3 protein-coding genes are annotated in these 1,958 nt (G+C 72.7%); 2 read left to right on the top strand and 1 reads right to left on the bottom strand.

Translation table 11 applies throughout. The annotated features are described in order from the left end of the window. Positions 1-125 (bottom strand): thiolase family protein (locus tag BM414_RS31680; protein WP_483866624.1); only part of this gene is annotated, 125 nt, incomplete at its 3' end. Between the two features lie 198 nt (positions 126-323). Between BM414_RS31680 and BM414_RS28100 the strand changes: the two genes are divergently transcribed. Further along, positions 324-1,172, top strand: coding sequence for an alpha/beta fold hydrolase (locus tag BM414_RS28100; protein WP_093585346.1), 849 nt, complete (start codon positions 324-326; stop codon positions 1,170-1,172). Positions 1,173-1,276: 104 nt separating this feature from the next. Continuing rightward, the gene (gene mce / locus BM414_RS28095; protein WP_093585344.1) at positions 1,277-1,744 is read left to right on the top strand and encodes a methylmalonyl-CoA epimerase; all 468 of its coding nucleotides are present in this window, start codon (positions 1,277-1,279) and stop codon (positions 1,742-1,744) included. Positions 1,745-1,958: the final 214 nt, after the last annotated feature.

Below are 1,958 nucleotides of genomic sequence, written 5' to 3'. Positions count from 1 at the left end.
CCCGCGCGCTCGAGCGCCGCCTTGATCGCGACGCCGCCGAGGTCGGCGGCGGAGAAGTCCTTGAGCGAGCCGAGGAGCCGGCCCATGGGGGTCCGGGCGCCGCTGACGATGACCGAGCGGGACATGCTGCCTCCAGGAGCGCGTCGCCGACGCTGGCGACCGCGGGTCGGGCCGCACCCGCAGAGGTGCACGGGCCACGGCGACAGGGCTTGCCGTGAGGATAGATCGGTTCTCCAACCGGGTCGACGCCCCCTCGGCGGGGTTCGGTTGGGCACGGCCGGGTAGGGCGCCAGGGAGATCGTCTCCGAGCCCCTGGAGGACCCGTGCCCCGCCTGACCGTCGGTACCGAGAACGGACAGCCCGTCGAGATCCACTACGAGGACCACGGCGCCGGCCGCCCGGTGGTCCTGATCCACGGCTGGCCGCTGTCCGGCCGCAGCTGGGAGGCCCAGGTCGGCCCGCTGGTGCAGTCCGGATTCCGCGTCGTCACCTACGACCGCCGCGGCTTCGGGAACTCCTCGCAGCCCTGGAGCGGCTACGACTACGACACCCTCGCCGCCGACCTCGACGCGCTGCTCACCAGCCTGGACCTGACCGACGTCGCGCTCGTCGGCTTCTCCATGGGTGGCGGCGAGGTCGTCCGGTATCTCGCTCGCCATGGCACCGCCCGCGTCAGCCGCGCCGTGCTGGCCGCCGCCGTCCCGCCCTACCTCTACGAGAGCGACGACAACCCCGACGGCGGTCTCGACGACGGCACGATCGAGCAGTTCCAGGCCGGCGTGGTCACCGACCGCCTCGCCTTCCTCGACGGCTTCACGAAGGACTTCTTCACCCCCGGCGGCTCGAGCCTGCTCAGGAGCCCGGCGGTGAGCGAGCCGCAGCGGCAGTACGCGCTGCAGATCGCCGCGTTCGCCTCGCCCAAGGGCACGCTCGACTGCATCACCGCCTTCGGCCGCACCGACTTCCGGGCCGACGTCGCCGCCGTGACCGTCCCGACCCTGGTCGTGCACGGCGACAGCGACGCGATCGTCCCGTTCGAGGTCAGCGGCAAGCGCGCGCACGAGGCCATCGCCGGCAGCGAGCTCGTCGTCATCGAGGGCGGTCCGCACGGCGTCAACGCCTCGCACCCGGAGGAGTTCAACCGCGCTCTGATCGGCTTCCTCGGCCGCTGAGCGGAACGTCCGGAGGGCCCGCCGCACATCGCGGCGGGCCCTCCGTCGTGTGAGAACCGCCACCTGCAGGAGTCGTCTCAGACGTCTTGCGTCAGGATGACGCGGTGACCGCTGACGACGCGACGACCGCCCCCGCGGGCCTGCCCGCCGGGCTGCTCACCACGATCGACCACGTGGGCATCGCCGTCCCCGACCTGGACGAGGCGATCGCCTTCTACGCGCAGGCCTTCGGCGTGCGGTCGGTGCACGAGGAGACGAACGAGGAGCAGGGCGTCCGCGAGGCGATGCTCGCCGTCGGCTCCGGTGACACCCGCATCCAGCTGCTCGCGCCGCTGACGCCGGAGTCCACGATCGCCAAGTTCATCGGCCGCTCGGGCCCGGGGCTGCAGCAGCTGGCCTTCCGCGTCGACGACGTCGAGGCGGTCAGCGCCACCCTCCGCGAGCGCGGCCTGCGGCTGCTCTACGACACCCCCAGACGCGGGACCTCCGACAGCCGGGTCAACTTCGTGCACCCCAAGGACGCCGGCGGCGTCCTCGTCGAGCTCGTCGAGCCCGCCCGCACCCCGCACTGACCCGGCCGGCCCCGCACCCGGACCACTGCAACACCCGCCGGTTACCGCTCGGTAACCTGCGCCCGTACCGCCCTCCGACCTCCGAGCCGACGAAGACCCGGGAGTGACACGTGGACGCCATCAGGGACGCCATCCTCGCCGACCAGCTGAGCGACATCGGCGGACTGCCGGTGCCGGAGTCCTACCGGGCGGTCCTCGTCCGCAAGGACGAGCA

Origin of the sequence: Geodermatophilus amargosae, from assembly GCF_900116515.1 — a bacterium.
GTDB lineage: Bacteria > Actinomycetota > Actinomycetes > Mycobacteriales > Geodermatophilaceae > Geodermatophilus > Geodermatophilus amargosae.
Note: the sequence above shows the minus strand (reverse complement) of the source record. Positions and strands in the feature narration are given on the sequence as shown.